The 16,854-nt window shown below is 64.2% G+C and carries 15 protein-coding genes; 6 read left to right on the top strand and 9 right to left on the bottom strand.

Going from position 1 to position 16,854, the window contains the following annotated elements:
• Window positions 1-403: 403 nt before the first annotated feature.
• Entirely contained in the window at window positions 404-1,096 is a 693-nt protein-coding gene (locus QMZ16_RS10420) for an FCD domain-containing protein (protein WP_282603201.1), read from the bottom strand.
• A 146-nt stretch (window positions 1,097-1,242) separates the two neighbouring features.
• Between QMZ16_RS10420 and QMZ16_RS10415 the strand changes: the two genes are divergently transcribed.
• The 4 genes from QMZ16_RS10415 to QMZ16_RS10400 all read left to right on the top strand — a co-directional run bounded on the left by QMZ16_RS10415 (window position 1,243) and on the right by QMZ16_RS10400 (window position 4,857).
• The gene (locus QMZ16_RS10415; RefSeq protein WP_282603200.1) at window positions 1,243-2,115 is read left to right on the top strand and encodes a fumarylacetoacetate hydrolase family protein; all 873 of its coding nucleotides are present in this window, start codon (window positions 1,243-1,245) and stop codon (window positions 2,113-2,115) included.
• Between the two features lie 68 nt (window positions 2,116-2,183).
• A complete protein-coding gene (locus tag QMZ16_RS10410) occupies window positions 2,184-3,203 on the top strand; it encodes an ABC transporter substrate-binding protein (RefSeq protein WP_282603199.1) in 1,020 nt (339 codons plus the stop codon).
• Window positions 3,203-4,015, top strand: coding sequence for an ABC transporter ATP-binding protein (locus QMZ16_RS10405; protein ID WP_282603198.1), 813 nt, complete (start codon window positions 3,203-3,205; stop codon window positions 4,013-4,015). Before QMZ16_RS10410 ends, QMZ16_RS10405 begins: the two co-directional genes overlap by 1 nt.
• Window positions 4,015-4,857 carry an ABC transporter permease gene (locus QMZ16_RS10400; protein WP_282603197.1) on the top strand — a complete coding sequence of 281 codons (843 nt, stop codon included), beginning with the start codon at window positions 4,015-4,017 and terminating at the stop codon, window positions 4,855-4,857. The genes QMZ16_RS10405 and QMZ16_RS10400 overlap by 1 nt, the downstream gene beginning before the upstream one ends.
• Before the next feature lie 40 nt (window positions 4,858-4,897).
• On the opposite strand, the gene QMZ16_RS10395 is transcribed toward QMZ16_RS10400, so the two are convergent.
• From QMZ16_RS10395 to ugpC, 8 genes are all read right to left on the bottom strand, one after another.
• Window positions 4,898-6,016 carry a Gfo/Idh/MocA family oxidoreductase gene (locus tag QMZ16_RS10395; RefSeq protein WP_282603196.1) on the bottom strand — a complete coding sequence of 373 codons (1,119 nt, stop codon included), beginning with the start codon at window positions 6,014-6,016 and terminating at the stop codon, window positions 4,898-4,900.
• 81 nt (window positions 6,017-6,097) lie between these two features.
• The gene (locus tag QMZ16_RS10390; protein WP_282603195.1) at window positions 6,098-6,994 is read right to left on the bottom strand and encodes an NAD(P)-dependent oxidoreductase; all 897 of its coding nucleotides are present in this window, start codon (window positions 6,992-6,994) and stop codon (window positions 6,098-6,100) included.
• A 36-nt stretch (window positions 6,995-7,030) separates the two neighbouring features.
• On the bottom strand, window positions 7,031-7,360 hold the full coding sequence (locus QMZ16_RS10385) for a cupin domain-containing protein (RefSeq protein WP_282603194.1): 330 nt from the start codon (window positions 7,358-7,360) through the stop codon (window positions 7,031-7,033).
• Window positions 7,361-7,405: 45 nt separating this feature from the next.
• Window positions 7,406-9,727, bottom strand: a complete 2,322-nt coding sequence (locus QMZ16_RS10380) for a DUF4962 domain-containing protein (RefSeq protein ID WP_282603193.1) — start codon at window positions 9,725-9,727, stop codon at window positions 7,406-7,408.
• Between the two features lie 73 nt (window positions 9,728-9,800).
• Window positions 9,801-11,366, bottom strand: coding sequence for an extracellular solute-binding protein (locus QMZ16_RS10375; protein WP_282603192.1), 1,566 nt, complete (start codon window positions 11,364-11,366; stop codon window positions 9,801-9,803).
• 26 nt (window positions 11,367-11,392) lie between these two features.
• The gene (locus QMZ16_RS10370) at window positions 11,393-12,274 is read right to left on the bottom strand and encodes a carbohydrate ABC transporter permease (protein ID WP_282603191.1); all 882 of its coding nucleotides are present in this window, start codon (window positions 12,272-12,274) and stop codon (window positions 11,393-11,395) included.
• Between the two features lie 12 nt (window positions 12,275-12,286).
• Window positions 12,287-13,282, bottom strand: coding sequence for an ABC transporter permease subunit (locus QMZ16_RS10365; protein WP_282603190.1), 996 nt, complete (start codon window positions 13,280-13,282; stop codon window positions 12,287-12,289).
• Window positions 13,279-14,382 (bottom strand): sn-glycerol-3-phosphate ABC transporter ATP-binding protein UgpC, encoded by a 1,104-nt coding sequence (gene ugpC, locus QMZ16_RS10360; protein WP_282603189.1) that lies wholly within the window; start codon window positions 14,380-14,382, stop codon window positions 13,279-13,281. Before ugpC ends, QMZ16_RS10365 begins: the two co-directional genes overlap by 4 nt.
• Before the next feature lie 277 nt (window positions 14,383-14,659).
• On the opposite strand from ugpC, the gene QMZ16_RS10355 reads away from it, so the two are divergent.
• Both QMZ16_RS10355 and QMZ16_RS10350 read left to right on the top strand, forming a co-directional pair.
• Complete coding sequence (locus tag QMZ16_RS10355) at window positions 14,660-15,352, top strand: GntR family transcriptional regulator (RefSeq protein WP_282603188.1); 693 nt, start codon at window positions 14,660-14,662, stop codon at window positions 15,350-15,352.
• Between the two features lie 69 nt (window positions 15,353-15,421).
• Entirely contained in the window at window positions 15,422-16,798 is a 1,377-nt protein-coding gene (locus tag QMZ16_RS10350) for an MATE family efflux transporter (protein WP_282603187.1), read from the top strand.
• Window positions 16,799-16,854: the final 56 nt, after the last annotated feature.

The following is a 16,854-nucleotide window of genomic DNA, read 5'->3' as shown; positions in this document are numbered from 1 at the left end:
GAGGGTCTTTCTGTCCGCCGTCGCTCTCGCCGCAACTGTCATCTTCTGGCTTTGAAAATTAACGAGTCTGGAGCCTAGATATACGAAGCCCGGATTGTCGCAGCGTTTTCGTCGCTCGCCCGGCGACGGTACCGCTGCCACCCATGAACGGCTACAGCTTGTGCTGCCTGCGGAACAAGCCTTGGGAAATCAGACAAACCCGTCCGCCAGATAGCCTCACCCATCGGGCGCCGAGGTCGTGCTGCAAACCGCAGCACCTTCTTATCCCGTGGGTTCAGAAGGGAAGTTCATCCGACCGAAGATAACCCACCCACGCAACGCTTGCAGTGGGGGGGGGGGGGGGTGGTTGGGCCCACCTTGCGTAGTTTCTGTCCCAACGGGGATAAAACTGGACGGGTCCACATCACCGTGCAGCCGAGGGTGGAAGATTGGCTGTGACCGAAACGAGGTGATTGCGCATGGCGTCGTCCGCCACATCCGGTTGGCGGCCCGCGATCGCATCGATGATCGAATCGTGTTGCGCAAAGGCGAAATGGTCTTCCGGAGGGCGGGGCGACCGGCGCTCGACATTCCAGAGGACCGCGCGTTTGACGGTGTTGATCTCGTTGAACAGATGCATCAGCAACTTGTTGTGGGCCGCCTGCGCGATGGCGTTGTGCAGGTTCGTGTCGGCGGCCTCGTACATGCGCCAGTCGTCGGCCTGCCGGGCGCGCTCGGCCCAGTGACGCAGCCGTTCATGATCCTGCGTGGTGGAATGCAGGGCCGCCAGCCTTGCGATCGCGGGCTCGATGGCCATGCGCGCTTCCAGCAACTGCACCGGTCGCGCAAGATCGCGCAGATAGGCCAGATCGCCAAGATTGTGGACCGGGCGAGCCCCCAGGAAAGTGCCCCGACCGACATGCCGCCAGATCAGCCCGTCTTCCTCGAGGACATCCAGCGCCTTGCGCAGTTCCGCCCGGCTGACCCCTAATTTCGTGACCAATGCGCGCTCGGGCGGCAGGCGGTCGCTGTGGGAAAGTTCCGCTTCGGCCAAGAACTCGCGCAGCTTGCGGACCAGGCTGGCGGTGCGGTCCTGCGTCTCGTCCAATCGCTGCATTGGTCATACCCTTGATTTCGCGTCAAGATGCGCGCCCATGCATCATCTAGCCATTCGCTTTCAACCAAAGCAATAATTGGTTTCACCACGGATGCCGCGGGCGTGGCTAGGCTGTCCCTCAGCAACACATTGTCTGGGAGGACGGAATGCGATTGGCGACACTCAGGATCGGGCCGAAGACCGAAGGGGCCTTGATCGACGCGGATGGCAACGCCCATCTGATCGGCATGTCGGTCATCGAGGCGATCGCGGGCGGGCTGGAACGGATCGGCGACATCGCGACCCTGCGGATGGTGCCCGAAGGCAGCTATGGCCTCGAGGCACCGATCCCGGCCCCGCCGAAGAACATCTTCTGCGTCGGGCGCAACTACATGGAACATATCGCCGAAGGCGACCGTGCCCAGAAGCGCGATGTCGGCGTGACCGAGGTGCCGGTCTTCTTCACCAAGCCCCCGACCGCGATCACCGCGCCGGACGGGGCGATCCCGATCTTTCCGCATGTCTCGACCAATATCGACTACGAGGTCGAGCTGGCGGTGATCATCGGCAAGACCGGGCGCGACATCCCTGCCGAACGCGCGATGGAGCATGTCTTCGGATACACGATCCTGAACGACATCAGCGCGCGCGACGTCCAGCGCAAGCATGGCGGGCAGTACTTCAAGGGCAAGGGGCTGGACGGCTCGGCCCCGATGGGCCCCTGGATCGTCACCGCCGACCAGATCCCCGACCCCCATGCCCTGCGGGTCCGCTGCCTGGTGAACGGAGAGGTCCGGCAGGACGGGAACACCCGCGACATGGTCTTCGACATCCCCACGCTCATCGCCTCGCTCTCGGCGGGGATGACGCTGGAACCGGGCGACATCATCGCCACGGGCACGCCCTCGGGGGTCGGCTATGCGATGGAGCCGCCGCAATATCTGCGCGACGGCGACAGCGTCACCTGCGAGATCGAGGGCATCGGACGTCTTGACAACACCATGCGCGACGAGGGCCGCGCAAGGCTCAACGTCGCCTGACAGGCACCGCCCCGACGCGCGGAGGAGGCGCGGAGGGGCGGTCATCATCAACGAATGGGAGGAAGAACATGTTTGCCAGAAAGATGCTCGGCACCGCCGCCGCCATCGGGATGATCGCGGCCTCGGCTGCGGTCGCGATGGCCCAGGACCTGCAACAGATCACCTTTGCGCAACCAAGCGCGTCGGCGATCAACTCGTTTCCCGTGTTCATCGCCATCGGCGAGGGTTATTTCGAGGATGAGGGCCTGGAGGTCCAGGTCGAGACGGTGAACGGATCGGGCGCGGTGCTTCAGGCGCTGGCGGCGGGCCAGGCCGATTTCGGTCGCCCCGGTCCGGGTCCGCTGCTGACTGCGCGGTCGCGCGGGGTCCATGCGGTCTTCATCTACAACACCGCCGCCCGCGCGAATTTCGGCCTGATGGTGCAGGAGGACAGCGCCTTCCAGACGCCCGAGGATCTGTCTGGCAAGGTGATCGGAACCGGGACCGCCGATGGTGCCGAAGTGGGCTTTGCCCGCAACGTCATGAGCGGGTCGGGCCTCGAGGCGGGCGAGGATTACACGCTGATGACCGTGGGCGACGGCGGTCCCGCGACTGCGGCCTTCCTGCGCAACGAGATCTCGGCCTATTCGGCATCGGTCGCGGATGCCGCCGTGCTGGTCCAGCGCGGCGTGGCCCTGCGCGACGTGACCCCCGACGAGTTCGCCCGCTTCTTCGGCAACGGCATCGTCACCATGAACGAGACGATCCAGTCCGATCCCGAGCTGGTCGAGAAGTTCCTGCGCGGTGTCCATCGCGGCATGATCTTCGCCATGGGCGAGGCCAACCGCGAGGCCAGCCTGGATCATTTCGCCGCCGGTTTCCCGCAGGAAATCGAGGATCGCGACTTCGCCTCGGCGCTGTTCACCGCCGTCCGGTCGAAATCGGTGCCGATCGATCCGGCATCCAGCATGGGCTACATCCCGCCCGAGGTCTGGTCGGAATGGCAGGACAGCCTGATCGCCAATGGCGACCTGTCCGCGCCGCTGGACGATCTGGACGCCGCCTTCACCAACGAATTCGTGGACAAGATCAGCGCGGAGTTCGAGTGATGGCGGCGCTGGCACGGAAGGTGGAACCCCTGCGCGGATCGGCCGATGCCGAGACGGTCTACGAGCTGACGGGCGTCGGCAAGACCTATGCCCGCAACCGCGTCCGCGCGCTGGAGGGGATATCGCTGTCGCTGCAGCGGGGCAGCTTCTCGTCGGTGATCGGATCGTCGGGCTGCGGGAAGTCGACGCTGCTGAAAATCATGGCGGGGTTGACCCCGCCATCGGCAGGGCGGGTGACGATCAACGGCCAGCCCGTGATGGGTCCGCGTCGCGACATCGGGATGATGTTCCAGCACGCGACCCTGTTCCCATGGCGCACCACGCTGGAAAACGTGCTGCTGCCCATCGAGATCCGCGACGGCAAGGCCGCGGCCCGCAAGGCGCGGGACCGGGGCGCCGACCTGCTGAAGCTGGTCGGCCTCGAAGGGTTCGAGAACGTCTATCCCAACGAATTGTCGGGCGGCATGGCGCAGCGCGCGGCGATCTGCCGGATGCTGGTCACCGAACCCGACATGATCCTGCTGGACGAGCCTTTCTCGGCCCTGGACGAAATCTCGCGCGATTTCATGAACATGGAGCTGCAGCGGATCTGTACCGAAACCAATGCGACGGCGTTTCTCGTGACCCATTCCATCGCCGAGGCCGTGATCCTGTCCGATCACGTCTATGTCCTTGCACCGCGCCCGGGCCGCATCGCCGAGGTGATCGAGATCGACCTGCCCCGGCCCCGCACGCTGGACATGATCACCACGCCGCGCTTCGGCGCGCTGGTCGAACGCATCCGCACCCGTCTTGACCAGGGGGATTTCTGATGACCGAGACACATGTCCATCAACCCGCCGACACCATCTGGCACGAAAAGGTCAGCCTGCTGGACCAGATCCCGCGTCCCGTGCAACTGGCCTTCGTGGCGTTGGTCTTCATCGGCTTCTGGCAGCTGCTGACCATGTCGGACCTCGTGCCGCCGATCATCCTGCCGACACCGATGGAGACCCTGCACGACATGATCTTCGTGGGGCGCAACATCCTGACGGGGGATTACATGGCGGTCTCGCTCTGGACCACGGTGCGGACGGTCCTCTACGGCTATGCGCTGGCGATCACCATCGGGCTGACACTTGGGATCATCGTGGGCGAGACGTCTTTCGGCGAACGTGCGATCATGCCCTATCTGGTGGCGATCGACACGATGCCCAAGGTGGCCTTCGCGCCGCTGTTCGTGGCCTGGCTGGGCTTCGACATCGACAGCAAGGTGGCGCTGGCGGCCTTCATCGCGACCTTCCCGATCGTGGTGGGCACCGCCGCGGGGCTGCATGCACCCGATGCGAATGCGCGGATGCTGTTCAAGACGATGGGGGCCACACGGTGGCAGACGCTGGTGAAGATGAAGATCCCGACGGGCCTGCCGCAGATCTTCACGGGCCTGAAGATCGGATCGGTCGGCGTCATGGCCGGCGCCATCACCGGAGAGTTCCTGGGCGGCGGCAACGGCTTTGGCGAGCTGATCCGCGTCGCGGCATCCCAGCTGAACACGCCGCGGGTCTTTTCGCTGATCCTCTATCTCAGCTTCATCGGGCTGGCGCTGTTCGCAGCAACGGCCTGGGCGCAGCGCGTGCTGATCTTCTGGCACAAGGAACGCGCGATGGGCGAATAGGCGACACGCCCGGCGGACCCACGGCCCGCCGGGCGCGCGCTCAGTCAAGGCTGGTCCAGTTCCCCTCGGTGCGGATCAGCTCGATGATCTGCTGATACTGCGCCCCTTCGCGGAAGGTGGGGTAATCCTCGTGCGGCTCGCCCCGGATGTCGCGGGTGAATTCGCGGGCCAGATAGTGCCAGCACTGCTCGGTCTCGCCCTTGGTGTCGGGAATGCGGGCGGCGATGTCGTCCGGCAGCGGCATGGCACGCCATTTGCCCGATTTGTCGAACAGATGCAGCTGACCGCTGCCGTAATGCCCCTCGACATAGATCGCGCCCTCGCGCCCGTAGAAGACGATGTGATCCTCGTGGAAACGCGGCACCAGCCCGCCATGTCTGAACAGGACCGAGACGGGCTTCGAGGCCAGCGCGCTTTCGATCCGGGCCATGACCGTATAGGACCACTCGACATTGCTTGTGCCCCATTCCAGCGTCGGATCGTTCAGATCCTTGGGCATGAAGTCGCGCCGGGTGGCGAAGTTGTGGACCCCCTGCACGATGGGCGCGCGTTCCAGATCGTCGCGGACCTCGCCCATGACCGACAGGATGCGGTCGCCCAGGACCGATGCCACGATGGACAGGGTATGGGTGAAGTTGTTGTTCAGCCGCCCCCCGCCATCCTCGCGGCGGTGCGACCAGCCGAAGGGGATCCCGCGCTCTAGGTTGAAGTGAGAGATGCACTCCACCTCGGTCGGCTCACCGATGGCGCCCTGGGCCACCAGCTGCTTCGCATGCAGGACGCCGGGGGCATAGCGGAAGCTGGCGGCATAGGCGGTCTTGACGCCCGCCTGGTCCGCCAGCCGGTGCAGTTCGGCCGCCGTGTCGGCCGTCGCGGTCATGGGCTTGTCGCAGAAGACATGCGCGCCATGCGCGATGGCTTGCTTGATCGGGCCGTAATGCGCCCCGCCCGGCGTCGCGATGGACACGATGTCGGGGTTGCAGATGCGCAGCGCCTCGGACCAGTCGATCCCGGCATGGGGGATGCCCAGCTTCTGCGCGAGCTCCGCGACGACATGCGGGGTGCGCCCGACGATGCCCGCGATGGTTGCTCCGGCGGCGCGGAATGCCTGCGCATGGCCTTCTGCGGCAAAGCCCGTTCCTGCGATGAGTACCTTCATTCGGCTTCCTTTGCGCCCGTTCGATGTGCTGCCGATGGATCATCCTGCCGCCTGGAATGGCCGCAGGATGATCGTCGCGGGTCACGCCATTTCGGTCGCGCGGCTCAGCTTCAGATACAGATCGAAGATCTCGGGGACGTTGCCGTTGCCCATTCCCGCATCGACCGCGGCCTGCAGGTTCCCCGACGTGCCCTCGGCGATCGGTGCGCGGGTGCCCAAGTCCTCGACCATCTTCAGGAAATAGCCCAAGTCCTTGTTCGCGTTGTTGATCGAGAAGCCCAGATCGCTGACGCCATCCACCGCATAGTTCTTGCAGAAGCCCATGAAGGGCGAATTGGAGGGGCCGGTGGACATGATCTGATACAGCTGCGCGCGATCGACGCCCGCACGTTCGGCCACGGCGAAGGCCTGGCTCATGGCGCAGACGGTCGTCATGCCCATGAAATTGTTGATCAGTTTCGTCGTGTGACCCGCCCCGAGCGCCCCGAGATAATAGACGTTCTCGCCCTGCTCCTCGAGGACCGGGCGCACCTTCTGAAAGGTGGCCTCGTCGCCCGCCGCCATGATGTTCAGAAGACCGTCCTTGGCATGGGCGGGCGTCCGCCCGAGGGGGGCGTCGATCATGCCCGCGCCCTTGGCCGCCAGATCTGCGCCGATCTTGCGGGTGGATTCTGGAATCGAGGTGCCGAAATCGATCAGCACGGCACCCTCGCGGATGCCGGACAGGATGCCGTCCTCGGCATAGACGATCTTCTCGACCACTTCCGAGGTGGTCAGGCACAGCATCACGATGTCGGATGCCGCAGCCAGGTCGCGCGGGCAGGATGCCTGGGTGGCGTTGCCGCGCGCAAGGACCGCGTCGACCGCGTCTTGGTTCAGGTCCATGACGACCAGTTCGAAGCCCTTCTTCTGAAGGTTCTCGACCATGTTGCTGCCCATGAGGCCGAGGCCGATGAAGCCGATGACGGGTTTGGCCATTGCAAAATCTCCCGGTTGTCTTGTCATTCTTGTGGATCAGAGGAAGTCTTCACGATGCGGCGTGAAGATATCCAGAAGGGTTCCCGCCTCTAGGCAGGTTGCGCCATGCACGATGTCGGGCTGCTTGTAGAGCGAGTCGCCCGGCCCCACGACATAGGTCTTATCGCCGACGGTGAACTCGAATTTGCCCGAGATCACATAGGTGATCTGCTCGTGCGGGTGATGGTGCAGAGCCGCGACGGTGCCGGTCTCGAAATGCACCTCGACGCACATCACGTTCTTGTCGTGGGCGGCGACCTTGCGGGTCAGCCCGCCCCCGGCGTCGAACAGCTTGTTCTCGCTGGCGGGAAAATAGTTCTTGGTCATCTTGCGTCTCCGAATATTGCGGTGCCGGTTCTCGGGTGCCGGCCCTCAAGTGCGGGCCAGCTTCTTCATCACCACGCGGAAGGTGTTCTCGTCGGAATCGGTGAAATAGAGGTCCGCGTCATAGCCCTGATCGTCCAGGAAATGGAAAATCCGCTTGGGATCGTTCAGGCTGTAGGGCACCAGCAGGGTCGCGATCCGGTGGCGCGTGGACGCGGGGTATTGCGCGTGCAGGCAGGTGCTGACGGGCAGGCCCTCGATCTCGGCCGGATCGACATCGGGGAAACCGGTTTCCTGGCTCAGGACGGGCTTGCCGGCCTCGGACCAGATCACCTGGCCGTAGAAGCCCGCGCGTTCGCCGGTATAGCGGAACGAACTGGCCCCCAGATCGTATTCCCCGTTCGCATGCAGCAGCCAGTCGACCGAAACCGGCGTTTCGGCATCCACGCTGTCCACGATCACGAAATAGCTGTTCTGCACGAAATAGACCTCGCGCTCGGCCAGCGTCACCTCGGGGGACAGCGAACGATAGGCCTCGGTCGCGTCGCCCCTGATATAGACGTGGTCGCCGCGATCCTCGGCCGTGACGATCCGACCGGTCGCGGCCATGGCGCGGGTCTTGTCCTTTTCGGCGTATTGGCCCTTGCCGTTGATCAGGATGGCGTTCTTCGACCGGGTCTGGCGGCGCCAGTTGCGGTGCATGGTCGAGTTGAAGGCGACATAGTATCCCGACTGGATCGCCAGATCCTCGCCATAGGCTGCCATGCAGAAGGCGTTCTGATCGCCATGGCTGTGGCTGACGGACCCGAAGCGGCTGGACTTGAACACGAACTGGATATGGTTGTCGGGATCGTCCATCGCGTGCTGGATGCCGACCCAACCGATGCCCTTGAACCAGCGCATCCCGCCTTCGGGCGCGGTCGGCTCGACGAAGGGAAAGTCGGTGCGGAAGGTCAGTTCGTCGAAATTCGTGTCCCACCAGCCCCAGTTGTAGAACGCCCCCTCGGTGCCGGGATTGAGGCGCAGGTTCTCGTCGCAATACCATTGGTATGCGCCGTTGCCGGTGACGCCCGCGAACTGGCGCATGTTCAGGCCGGTCTTGATGCAGGGCAGATCGCCCTGGGTGCTGTCATCGCCGAAGGTCGCGCGACGGGTGTTCGGGGCCTTGCAGAACAGCGGGAAATCGCCCGTGTTCTGGAAGAAGGGCCGACCGTACAGATCGATCCCCGCAAAGGATTTCAGGCGGTTGGCGGCCTCGATCAGATAGGCCATGCCCATCATCCAGTAGTTCGTGCCCTCGGCCCATCCGCCGTCGCTGTCGCCCCAGGGGCTGTAGACGGTGAACAGGAACTCGACGCAGTAATCCAGCCAGTCGCGGGCCTCGTCGGCCTCGTCGTCGCCCAGAAGCGCGATGCAGGCCGGGATTAGCGTCAACGAGACCGAACGGACGGCGTGGCTGTCATAGGGGAAGAGGTGGATCTTGGCATTGACCATCGCGTGATCGGCGATGTCGCGGGTGCGTTCCAGCAGCGCCGCGCGCACGGTCGCGCGCTGATCCTCGTCCAGCTGGTCGTGCAGCCAGTCATAGCCCCATGCCAGCGCGTTGGTGACGCGATAGGCCCATTCGTCGGTATAGGCGCGAGAGGTCACGCCCATCGGATCCCAGCTGGCGATCTCCAGCAGCCATTCCTTGGCGCGCGCCAGCATCTGCGCATCGTCCGTGACCTTGCCGCCGATCGCCAAGTGGCGGACGGCATAGATCGCCTCCTGCAGCTCGATATAGGTCTGGCGCCAGACGGGCGCGGTCCGCTTGTGGTCGGGATAGCCCGCAGGCTCGGACATGACGGGGCGGTCCATCCAGGGAAGGACGGATTTCTCGTAGAAGTTCGACCAGGTGCAATGCTGCCGGTCGGCGGCCACGTCCTTCTTGAACTGCGCCAGCCTCTCGGGGTTCAGCCACAGACGGGGATGGGCCGTTCCGGCATCCGCGAAACGGGCCTTGCGACCGGCCAGCGGGGTCTGCGGCAGATCGGCGGTGATCTCGAAGCTGCGGGTACGGCTCCAGCCGGTGACGGGCGCGCCGGTGGCGGGATCGCAGACCGCATAGGACCAGTGGTAACGTCCCGGCGCCAGCGTGCTGTCGGGGGTGAAGAAGTTCACCGGGATGCCCTTGTCGGTGATCGTGTCGCCCGCGGGGAAATCGGCGCTGCCCGAGATGCGCAGGACGTACTGCGCCTCGTCCTCGATCACCGGCAGCCAGGTGAAGCGCGGCGGGTTCTCGGTGACATCGCTGGCGCCGTCGGGCGCGTATTGGATGGTCAGGCGCCCCGCCTTGGGTTCATCGAGCAGGGGAAGTGACTTGCCGGACATCGGGTATCTTTCTTCTTGATCGGTTCGGGGGTCCGCGCGACCCCGGACGGGTCGCGCGGACAGGCATCTCGGATCAGTCGTACTGGCGCTGATAGGCCGAGTTCATGACCTCGATCACGTCCTGGTAGCCCATCTTGTCCAGGGTGCCGACATAGCTGTCCCATTCGGCCTCGACATCGCCCGACCCCAGGATCCATGCCTGCTGGCGTTCCAGCATGTAGGTGCGGATCGAAGGCCAGTACTTGTCGTAGACGGCCTGTTCCTCGGGGTTGAAGGACACGCCCAGGAACTGGTCGATCAGCAGGTCGTTCTCCTCGTAGAGCTTGATCCCCTGGCGGGCATCCTCCGAGGTCCACTGCCATTCGTAGCGGTAATCCATCCAGTAGCCGCGATAGATCTGCGCGCCTTCCAGATACATCTGGCTGTTGACGGGGGTGTCGCTGTTCAGCACCGCGTCCGTGAAGACGGGCTCGCCGTCGACCATGTTCCAGGTCTTGCCCTCGACCCCGAAGTTCGAGAGGTTGCGGCCTTCTTCGGTGAACCAGAAGTCGAAATACTTCACCGTCTCGACCGGGTGTTCGTTCATGTAGCTGATCGCCCAGCCATCGGGCTTGACGGGGATGCGGCGGTGCTCCTCGATCCGCTTGCCCGACACGGAGGCGGGCGGCAGGAACGGGGCGAAGTTGAAGCCCTCGATCTTCTCGCGCAGCGGAATGTTGTAGCCCGAGGTCGAGGCGAACCAGTCATGCGTCATCCCGCCCAGATCCTCGGACAGCAGGTAATCGCGCGAGGACGAGCCGCGGGTGAAGATCTCGGGGTCGATGAGCCCTTCGGAATACCACTGGGCGATGTTCTTGATGCCCGTGCGGTATTCTTCCTGGGCATAGGGATGCACGACTTGGCCTTCGTCGTTCACGAAGAAGTCGTGATAGGTGTCCGACCCCGACGAACGCCCGTCCCACAGCGTCAGCAGGCGACCGATCTCTTCCCACTGGCGGGCGAAGAAGGGGATCTCGTCCTTGCGGCCGTTGCCGTTGGGGTCGTCGTTGCGGAAGGCGGTCAGGACGGCGTGCAGCTCGTCCACGTTCTGCGGCTGTTCAAGGCCCAGCTTGTCCAGCCAGTCCTGGCGGATGTACCAGGCGCGCCCGAACTCACCATCCGGCAGATAGGGGATGTAGTAGTAGTTCCCGTCGGCGGCCGTGATGGATTCCAGCAGCTCGGGGTGGTCGTCCCAGAACTTCTGGATGTTGGGCGCATGTTCGGCGACCAGCTCGTTCAGGGGCACGAAGGCGCCTTCGGGACCGTACTGGTTCACCGGCTGCTGGATCAGGTTGCCGCCCACGATGTCGGGCAGGTTGCCCTGGGCGATCAGCAGGTTCATCGCCTCGGCGGCGTCGGTGGTGTTGCGGCCTGCGGTGGCATCCGTCAGATGGATGCCGGTCATCTCGCGGGCGGCTTCCTCGACCGGATAGATGTCGCTTGGCGAGCCGCCGACGCCATAGCCCTGCGCGCGGGGCCAGTGCATGTGGATGGTCAGCTCCAGCGGCTCGTCGACGATGCGCAGGTGATCGTCGGCGAAGGCCGGTGCGGTCATGGCCGTGGTCGCAAGCAGGGCCAGTGCGGGCTTCAATGTTCTCATGGTCTCCTCCCATTTGAATTCGCGGGTCATTCCTTCACGCCTCCCAGCAGGATGCCCTTGTTGAAATACTTCTGCATGAACGGGTAGATCAGCAGCACCGGGATGATCGAGCAGACGATGATCGCCGCGCTGACCGTCTCGAAGGAATAGGCCGAGGTCAGCAGCGTGGATGCAAATTCCTCGTCATCCGACAGTTCCGCGATGACCTGGCGCAGATAGACCTGCAGCGGGATCTTGTCCTCGCTCTGCAGCAGGACCATCGCCCAGAAGAAGCCGTTCCAGCGCGACACGATGCAGAACAGCGCGACCGTCGCGATGGCGGGCTTGGACAGCGGCATGTAGACCTTCCACAGCACCTGGAACTCGTTCGCGCCGTCCATCCGCGCGGCTTCCTCGAAGCTCTGCGGGATGCCCTCGAAGAAGTTGCGCATAAGGATGATGTTGAAGCCGTTGACCGCGAAGCCGATGATGATCCCGAAATAGCTGTCCAGCAGACCAAGGTCGCGCATGTTCAGGAAGAAGGGGATCAGGCCCGCGTTGAACCACATGGTGAAGGCCACCATCAGGTTCCAGAACCGCCGCCCGTACAGTTGCGGGCGCGACAGCGCGTAGGCGCCGGGGATGATGAACGCCAGGCTCATCAGCGTGCCGAAGATCGTGTAGATGAAGGTGTTCTTGTAGGAACTCCAGAACAGGGGTTCCGACAGGACGCGCTTGTATGCCTCCAGCGTGAAGCCCACCGGCGTCAGGATCACGTTGCCCGCCCGCGCCTCGAAGCCGGTGCTGAAGGACAGCGACGCCATGTAGATGAACGGATACAGCGTGGACAGCGCGAAGACGCCCAGCAGCACCATGTTCATGATCACGAACAGCCGGTCGCCGCGGGAATAGAGGTTCATGTTTGCCATCGGTTCAGCCCCTTACCACAGCGAGGTGCGCGAGTAGCGCTTGGACACGGTGTTCGCGGTCATCACCAGGACGAAGGCCACGACCGCGTTGAACAGGCCCGCGGCGGCGGCAAGGTCGTACTGACCGCCCTGAAGGCCCTGGCGATAGATGAAGGTGTTCACCACGTCCGCCGTCTCGTAGGTGGCGGGCTGATAGAGCAGGATGATCATCTCGAAGCTGACTTCCAGCATGTTGCCGATGCGGATGATCAGCATGATGATGATCGTGGGCAGGATCGAAGGCAGGGTGATCTTCCACACCATCTGCCAGCGCGACGCCCCGTCCACCACCGCGCTTTCATAGAGCGTGGGCGAGATGCCCGCGATGGCCGCCAGGTAGACGATCGACTGGAAGCCCGCCTCCTGCCAGATGCCGGTGCCCACGAAGATCGGGCGGAACCATTCTGGCTTGGTCAGGAAGTAGACCGGGTCCACCCCGAACCAGCCCATCACCGTGTTCACGATCCCCGCCGAGGGCGAGAAGGCCGTGATCACGATCCCCGCGATGATCACCGACGAGATGAAATGCGGAAGATAGACAATGGTTTGCGCGGTCTTCTTGAAGGTCTGGTTCAACACCTCGTTGAACATCAGCGCCAGCAGGATCGGGACCGGGAAGCCGAACAGAAGGCTGTAGAAGCTGATGATGATGGTGTTCTTCAGCGCCCGCACGAACTGGTCGTTGCCGAACAGCGTGTGGAAATGTTCCAGCCCGATCCAGGGGCTGCCCGCGATGCCGCGGAAGATGCTGTAGTCCTTGAACGCGATCTGCAGCCCGTACATGGGTTTGTACAGGAACACGATCAGCCAGACGATGGTCGGCAGCAGCAGAAGATACAGCTGCCACTCGCGCTTCAGATGGTCGCCGATGCGCTGCACGCGCCCGGGACGACGGCGGCGTTGCGCCTCGCGTGCCTCGATCACCAGTTCCTCGGTGCGGGCACCTCCGACTTCGGGATCGACGCTCATTCTTCCAACCTCTGTCCGGGGAACGCCTCGCCGGTCTGGGCGTCGAAGACGCGGATCAGGTGCGGCTGGATGGTGAAGCCCGAGAAGTCCTTGAGGATGCGCATCTGGCCCACGGTCTCGGTGCGGACGACGAAGGGCTGGCCTGCCAACGTGGTGTGGATCAGCGCCTCCGAGCCGAGCGTCTCGATCAGCTCGGCCTGCAGATCGACGCGGTCGGGCTGGTCGCTGGTGGCGGCCTTCACGAATTCCGGGCGGATGCCGATGGTGATCTCTCGGCCTTCGGCATTCTGAAGGGCGGGCAGGGGGGCAAGCGCGATGCTCTGGCCGTCGAACTCGGCGCGCGGGCCGTCGGGTCCTGCCGCGACGCGGGCCTTGACCATGTTCATCGGGGGCGACCCCAGGAAGCCCGCGACGAAGGTGTTGACCGGGTTCAGGAACAGCTCCATCGGCGATCCGACCTGCTCGATCCGGCCGTCATGCATCACGACGATCCGGTCGGCCAGGGTCATCGCCTCGACCTGGTCGTGGGTGACATAGATGCTGGTCGCGCCAAGTCGCTTGTGCAGGCGCTTGATCTCGGCGCGCATCTGGGTCCGCAGCTTGGCATCCAGGTTCGACAGCGGTTCGTCGAACAGGAAGACCTTGGGACGGCGCACGATGGCGCGGCCCATGGCGACCCGCTGGCGCTGACCGCCCGACAGGTCGGCGGGGCGACGTTCCATGTACTGCGTCAGCCCGAGGATCTTGCCCACCTCCTCGACCGAGGCTGCGATATGGTCCTTGCTTTCCTTGCGGATGCGCAGGCCGAAGGCGATGTTGTCGGCGACGTTCAGATGCGGATAGAGCGCATAGTTCTGGAACACCATCGCCACGTCGCGATCCTTGGGGGCAACGCGGTTCACGTTGCGACCGTCGATGGTCAGATCGCCGTCGGTGATCTCTTCGAGGCCCGCGATCATGCGCAGCGTCGTCGATTTCCCGCAGCCCGAAGGCCCCACCAGAACGACGAATTCCTGTTCCTGCACCTGAAGGTCGATCCCGTGGACCACCTGAACGGCCCCATAGGCCTTGACGATGCCTGCAAGCTGAACTCCAGCCATAGCTCCCCCTGTATCGTCCGCGCCGCCCGGGTTTCGGGCCGACACATGCTCCCGATGCGCGAACCCTCGTCAGCCTCCACAACCGGACGATTCGCGCATGATGTGCAACTGGGATACTAGTAAATTAACTTGGATACTAGTATCGATTTATGTCGATCAATCTGCTTTGTTCGTCATGCAGGCGAATCGATTGCATCGCGAAACCGTCACGGGGCTTGGCCCCGGACCGGTTTGCCGCGATGAGGATGCCGGGATCGTTGTGAACAAGGAGAATGGCATGACGCAGCCGCACCAGATACGTGACCGGCGCACCAGCGTGGACGAGATCTTCGACTACCTCTACGAGGAGATCAACGCGCTGAACCTGCTGCCCGGCGACAAGATATCCGAGGCCGATGTCGCCGCGCGCTTCGGCGTCTCGCGCCAGCCTGTACGGGACGCCTTCAGCCGGCTTGCGAACCTGGACCTGCTGCTGATCCGCCCGCAGCGCGCGACCGAGGTGAAGCGCTTTTCCATGCGCGAGGTGGTGAAATCCCGTTTCGTGCGCCTCTCGGTCGAAACCGAGGTCCTGCGCCGCGCCGCGCTTCACTGCGACGACAAGGGCGCGGATCTGCTGGACGACGCCCTTGCCGAACAGGAGGGCGCGGTCGAAAGGCGCAAGTTCGACAGGTTCGGCAAGCTGGACTACGACTTCCACCGCCTGCTGTGCGAGATCGCACAGGCCGATTTCGCCTTCGACGTCATCATGGCCGAAAAGTCCAAGGTCGACCGCCTCTGCATGCTGGGGCTGTCGAAAGAGGACCGGATGCCCGAACTGGTCGCCGACCACCGCGAGATCGCGGATGCGGTGATCGCCCACGACCCCGACCGTGCGATCCTTGCCGGCCGCCGCCACCTGTCCCGGCTGGACGAGACGATCGAGAGGATCACGGCCAGCAACGCGAATTATTTCGAACCACCCGAGGCCTGACCGCCCCGAAGGGCGGCCGGGCGCAAGTTGCGTCCCCATCCGGGGGCGCCATTCGAGCACTGTACATAGATGCCCTTCGATTCAAGCAAGCCGCCCGCCGATCCGGCAGGCCCGACCGCCCGTGACGTCTTCCATCTTGCATGGCCGATGACGATCAAGGCGATCTTCCTGTTCGGCACCGTCGTGATCGACGCCTATCTGGTCGCCGCACTGGGCGAGGCGTCGCTGGCGGCGATCGGCCTTGCCGCGGCCATCAGCGGCTTCGTGCTGGGCGCGATCCAGGCCTTTGCCAATGCGATGCAGATCCGCACCGCGCAGGCCTATGGCACGGCGGATCAGGTCTTCCTGAAATCCTCGATGGCGTCCGGCATGGCGATCAGCATGGCCGTGGGCCTGATCGGACTGCTGGCCATCTGGGCCTTCGGCGGACCGGTCATCGACGCGCTGGCCCCTTCGGTTCAGATCGCAGGGCTTGCGCGCGGCTATCTGGCGATCTTCTCGATGGTGATCCTGGGCGAGGCGATCGGGCAGTGCATCTCGAGCTATCTCAACGGCTGCGGCGAGACGCGCGTGCCGCTCTACAGCCTGTGCCTTGCGGTGCCCGCCAACGTGGTGGTCAGCATCGTGCTGATTCACGGATATCTGGGGCTGCCCGCGATGGGCGTGAACGGCGCCGCCATCGGCAGCGTGGTCGCGGTGGTGATCCAGGTGGCCTTCCTGCTTTGGCGGCTGGTCGGCGCGGCGGGCCATCTTCGCGCCGTCAGCGGGTGGAGAGAGGCGAGCTTCGGCCGAACCCTGATGCGCCATCTGGGCTTTGCGATGCCCATCGCCGCGACCTTCCTCAGCGCGGCGGTCTCGACCCAGGTCTGCGCGCTGATCTATGCCAAGCTGAGCCTGAACGAATTTGCCGCGATGACCCTGATCGGGCCGTGGATCCACATGACGGGAACGGTCGGCATGCAATGGGCCATCGCCACCGGCATCATCGTCGCGCAGCTTCTGGGGCAGGGCCGGGACGAGGCCGTGCTGGACCGCTTCCTGTCCAGCGCATGGCGCGCGGCCTTCATCGCATCCGCCGGGGTGGCGGTGCTGCTGCTGGGAGTCTGCCTTTCGGCCAACGCGCTCTATTCCGATCTTAGTTCAGAGACGCGGATGATCGTCATGGGCTTCCTGCCGATCCTGCTGCTGCTGCCCTTTCCCAAGGGGTCCAACGCGATCTGCGGCAACACCCTGCGCGCCAGCGGCGACACCATCTATGTCATGAATATTTTCATCACCGCGCAATGGCTGTTCCGCGTGCCCGCGACCGCGGTGGCCGTGCTGTGGCTAGATTTCGGGGCCGTCATGGTCCTGTCCATCCAACTGTGGGAGGAGGTGCTGAAGTTCCCCGCCTTCCACCGCCGCCTGCTGCGCGGCGACTGGAAAAGGTCGGTCATCGACAAATGACCGGCCCGCGCCCCCTGTTTCGGAACGGGCGGCCGCATCACATGAACGAGGAGGAG

Origin of the sequence: Paracoccus sp. PARArs4 (genome assembly GCF_947311865.1) — a bacterium.
GTDB classification, from domain to species: domain Bacteria; phylum Pseudomonadota; class Alphaproteobacteria; order Rhodobacterales; family Rhodobacteraceae; genus Paracoccus; species Paracoccus zeaxanthinifaciens.
Note: the sequence above shows the minus strand (reverse complement) of the source record. Positions and strands in the feature narration are given on the sequence as shown.